The organism is Pseudomonas peli (genome assembly GCF_900099645.1).
Classification (GTDB): domain Bacteria; phylum Pseudomonadota; class Gammaproteobacteria; order Pseudomonadales; family Pseudomonadaceae; genus Aquipseudomonas; species Aquipseudomonas peli.
The window spans coordinates 1-3,798 of record NZ_FMTL01000018.1; the positions used below are offsets into that span (position 1 = coordinate 1).

Consider the following 3,798-nt stretch of genomic DNA (forward strand, 5'->3'; position numbering starts at 1 on the left):
CACGTGAAATCGCTAACGCGGGCACGTGAAATCGCTAACGCAAAAAGCACGTGAAATCGCTAACAAGCCACGCAGCACTAAGGCTGTAGAGGTGCGCGTTTCGGCCCCAAGTATCTTTTGCAGTTAGCTTTTACAAGTATTTATTAAATACAACTATCTAGGTCGCCGCCTCTGTGGACAGTGCGCTACGCGCAACGGCTTCTGCCCGTGGACAACACGCAAGCGGTTGCCCACCGGCAGCAGCCTCTGACCACAAGGCGACTCCCGAACCGTGCCGGATGGACAATGCGCTACGCGCAACGGCCTACGGCCTTTGCCCACACGTCTGGTTCAATAAGAGGGGAAGAGCTTTTTCTTTCCTGGTGATTGAAAAGCAAAAGCGAAAAGCCAAACAGCGGGCATGAAAAAGGCCGAAGCGCGGCAACGCTTTCGGCCTGGTGCTTCCGTCACCCTTGCAGGAGATTCGGAAAGTAGCCCAGCCATGATACGGCGATAGTAAGTGTGCGGCAAGGCGCAAATATAGTGTTTACAACTGTTGACGGTTTGCTGTATTTATGAGATATTCCCCATACCGAAACAAGGGGGTTACATGAGAGCAAACCGAGTGAATTTGAGCAGCCTTTCGGCGCTGCTGCTGGCAGGCGTTCTGAGCCTGGCACAGCAAGCGAGCGCACAAGGTCAGTACCAGGCAGAAGTCGTCCGCATTCTGGACGGCGACACCGTGGAGGTGCTGACGGCTTCCAGGAACACAAAGCGCGTCCGCCTGGCGAACATCGACGCACCGGAGCGCCGGCAGGCGTTCGGGGAAAAGTCGCGGCAGGCGCTGGCAGCAATGGCCTTCAGGCAGACCGTGACAGTAGTTGACCAGGGCGGCGACCGTTACGGGCGCGTGATCGGCGTGCTGCTGAAAGATGGCCGCGACCTCAACGCCGAAATGGTTAAACAGGGCATGGCCTGGGTTTACACCAGGTACAACAACAACCCGGCATTGCCGGCACTGGAGCGGCAGGCCCGCGCCGCCCGCCTGGGCCTATGGGCCGACCATGCGCCTGTTGCGCCCTGGGAGTTCCGCCGTGCGCGGTAAGGCCGTGGCAGCCGTCGCAGGCGGTATGCTGGCCCTTGCCATCGGCTTGACCCTGTTCAGCGCCTGGCGTGCCGACCTGGCGACCCGCCCGCAAACGGTTTGCACGCTGAAATTCGACGTGGCCACCCTCGACAACGTGCCGCAAGTAACGACCATCCCGCAGATGGCGCGGGGGCTTTCCGGCCTGGCTGATGTTGGCCCCGGACTGCTGTTCACCTGGGCCGACGACGCGCCCCGGGTTTTTTGGATGAAGGACACACCGACGCCGCTTTCGGTCGCGTTCATCGACTCGCAGGGCGTGGTGCTCCAGATCGAGGATATGGAGCCCTTCAGCGAGTTTATGCACTGGTCGCGGATGCCGGCCCGTGAAGGGCTGGAGGTTAAACAGGGTGATTTCCAGCGCCTGGGCATTGCACCAGGTAGCCGGTTGATCAGCCGGCAGTGTAAGAACATCACCAATTGACGAAGGAGAGGCGATCTATGTTCATTCACCCGCGACAACCAGTGGCGTTCTTCAATGCCCGATTCACCGGCATTGCGACCGAAGAAGGCGGCGATAACTACCTGGTGTTTGAGTACCAGGGCCAGGAAGTGCGGCAGCCGACCTTTCCCGGCTCTGGCAACGCCGAGCTTTCGGCGCGTGCCGTGGGCAAGATCGGTGTTGTGGTTCGCGTCGATTGGCAGACCGAAGAGCGGGATTTCCCGACCTACCGTTTTGATGCCTACCTCGATCAATCGCTACGCCGGGCTTTCGAGCTGGACGTTTTCGAGCACGCGCCGCCGATAGGTTCGCCGGGCTACAACGCCGAGCGGATCGGCTGGCGAAACAGTCTCTGCCCTGACGGATTCCTGGCCCCTGCCGGCATCATTCCCGGCACGGATGGCCGCTTTATCCAGGACGAAACCGAGGCGCTGACGATTGATGTTCCCCCGGAGTTCGTCAGCCTCTGCGATGAATACAAGTCCACGCCGATGCAGGTGCTGCGCGGATTTATCGCGGATGCCGCATCGCTGAGCAACTACATAGCCGAGCCCCGCGCTGACGGCTACAGCAGCAACGGGAGCGACGAACGCATGCTGGCCTATGACTACATCGAGCGCGCCTATGGCATGCGCCGCGAGTTCGACGGGAGCTGAGCACATGAGTATCAACAACGCCCGCACCATCGAGGGACTGCGCGAAATGATTGTGACAAAGGCCAGCGAAACCACGTTGGCCGACTCGCAATATGACTATGGCCATGTAAACGGCTGGCTCGGTGCCCTGTATTGGGCAAACGAGATTGACCGCACCGTCATGGAAGAGCTGAAGAACGAGGCGAAGGCTGCTTTCGAGCAGGCAGTCGCTGCCCTGAACAAGTGAGGTGACAGAGCATGGCAAAGGAAACATACACGCTGGTTTATAAAGACAACCGCGATAAACAGCAGTTTGACAACGGCAAAGCTGCTGGCGAAGCGTTCGCCCGTGCCCGCGACGAAGATCGGCCCGTAGTGATCAAATCAACCGAAGGCAAGGGGGCGCAATTCCTGGCCAGTACAGGATATTCGCCTGATCGTGAGACAGGCGAGCGCGTCTATAGCAAGGGCTTCAATCAAAATGACGCGGCTTTTCGTGAAGGCTGGGAGAAAGTCGAGCGCGAGAAGATTGCAGCGGCCTACGAGCGCGACCGGGCCGCTGGCGTCAAGGCCGGCATGATGAGGCTGGACGGCAAGGAGGTGGCCGAGGTGCGGGTTTACGAGAGCCGCGACGATAAAAGCGGAAAGGCCACGTATGACGTTCAGTATTTCAAGCGCCAGGGCTCGGAGCATGGAACGTCTTTCACTGAGCATCGAGGACTTGACCGCCCAGCGCTGGAGACGGCAATCGGGACTAAGAACGCCAAGGCTGTTGATGAAATTAAGGCCCAGCGTGTGACAAATCCCTATGAGCGCAGCCTTTCAGCGGTAACTCTTTCGGGCGACCGACTAGCCTACGCCCAGGGCGTTTCACCGCAGAAGGAGGAAAAGGCGGCTGACAAATCCAAGGTTAGAACCGAACCTGCGCCGTTCGACCATCAGGCCGCGCCGAGCATCGGTGCAAAGTCACTGGGTACGCCTTTCAAGAGCGAACCGACGCAGCAGAAAGAAGCCAAGGGCGGCATGGAGCGCGGGCGCTAACGATGGACAAGGAGAGCTTGCGCAAGCAGCTTGCCGAGCAGATGGCGGGCTTCAGCGGCGAGGTAGTGAGATACGCCGCGAAGCCTTTGCCGGATCGGCAGCCGTGGAAGAAGAAACCGACGATGCTTGACGAAGACTACCAGCGGGCGCTGGCCGACGCCGAAGCGCGGAAAATCGAGGGTGAAAAAGATGCTGATGATTGATAGCGCAAAAGACCTGGTGCGGTACTGGCAAGTCCGAGAGGTGATGAAAAACACGCCGGAAGTGCTGGAGACGACGAGCCAATGTGCCCGTTTTGCGTATGCGTGCGGCAGGCAGAACGTGCCGTCCGAAATTCTGGCCGTGCCCGAGCTGCACCGTGCCTGGCTGCGCGGTTGGCGTTTGGCGGTGGCCGAGGCGCGGCGGAAGAAACACTAGATGTTGTGTCGATCGGCAGCTGAGCAAGCACAAGATGTAGTGTATGGCGTTACCCTGCGCTTCGCTCCGGGCCGGGCTTTCGTGCTGCGCATCGAGCCTGGCCAAACAGCCGGCCAGTCTCGCCCCTTCGGGCTTCAATC

7 protein-coding genes are annotated in these 3,798 nt (G+C 59.7%); all 7 read left to right on the forward strand.

The window, feature by feature from the left end:
- Window positions 1-604: 604 nt before the first annotated feature.
- Genes BLO50_RS21530 through BLO50_RS21900 form a run of 7 tightly spaced genes read left to right on the forward strand, consistent with a single transcriptional unit; the run spans window position 605 to window position 3,658 of the window.
- Complete coding sequence (locus BLO50_RS21530; protein ID WP_208597452.1) at window positions 605-1,084, forward strand: thermonuclease family protein; 480 nt, start codon at window positions 605-607, stop codon at window positions 1,082-1,084.
- Window positions 1,074-1,547, forward strand: coding sequence for a DUF192 domain-containing protein (locus tag BLO50_RS21535; RefSeq protein ID WP_244152932.1), 474 nt, complete (start codon window positions 1,074-1,076; stop codon window positions 1,545-1,547). The genes BLO50_RS21530 and BLO50_RS21535 overlap by 11 nt, the downstream gene beginning before the upstream one ends.
- A 17-nt stretch (window positions 1,548-1,564) precedes the next feature.
- Entirely contained in the window at window positions 1,565-2,221 is a 657-nt protein-coding gene (locus BLO50_RS21540; protein WP_031943316.1) for a hypothetical protein, read from the forward strand.
- Window positions 2,222-2,225: 4 nt separating this feature from the next.
- The gene (locus BLO50_RS21545) at window positions 2,226-2,447 is read left to right on the forward strand and encodes a hypothetical protein (RefSeq protein ID WP_031943315.1); all 222 of its coding nucleotides are present in this window, start codon (window positions 2,226-2,228) and stop codon (window positions 2,445-2,447) included.
- An 11-nt stretch (window positions 2,448-2,458) separates the two neighbouring features.
- Window positions 2,459-3,241 carry a hypothetical protein gene (locus tag BLO50_RS21550; protein WP_090256313.1) on the forward strand — a complete coding sequence of 261 codons (783 nt, stop codon included), beginning with the start codon at window positions 2,459-2,461 and terminating at the stop codon, window positions 3,239-3,241.
- Between the two features lie 2 nt (window positions 3,242-3,243).
- The gene (locus tag BLO50_RS21555; protein ID WP_031943313.1) at window positions 3,244-3,444 is read left to right on the forward strand and encodes a hypothetical protein; all 201 of its coding nucleotides are present in this window, start codon (window positions 3,244-3,246) and stop codon (window positions 3,442-3,444) included.
- Window positions 3,431-3,658 (forward strand): hypothetical protein, encoded by a 228-nt coding sequence (locus tag BLO50_RS21900; RefSeq protein ID WP_090256314.1) that lies wholly within the window; start codon window positions 3,431-3,433, stop codon window positions 3,656-3,658. Before BLO50_RS21555 ends, BLO50_RS21900 begins: the two co-directional genes overlap by 14 nt.
- Window positions 3,659-3,798: the final 140 nt, after the last annotated feature.

Excerpts from the sequence above, each read along its gene's own strand:
- BLO50_RS21555 (WP_031943313.1), top strand. The coding sequence starts at position 3,244 with ATGGACAAGGAGAGCTTGCGCAAGCAGCTTGCCGAGCAGATGGCGGGC.
- BLO50_RS21545 (WP_031943315.1), top strand. The coding sequence starts at position 2,226 with ATGAGTATCAACAACGCCCGCACCATCGAGGGACTGCGCGAAATGATT.
- BLO50_RS21540 (WP_031943316.1), top strand. The coding sequence starts at position 1,565 with ATGTTCATTCACCCGCGACAACCAGTGGCGTTCTTCAATGCCCGATTC.
- BLO50_RS21900 (WP_090256314.1), top strand. The coding sequence starts at position 3,431 with ATGCTGATGATTGATAGCGCAAAAGACCTGGTGCGGTACTGGCAAGTC.
- BLO50_RS21550 (WP_090256313.1), top strand. The coding sequence starts at position 2,459 with ATGGCAAAGGAAACATACACGCTGGTTTATAAAGACAACCGCGATAAA.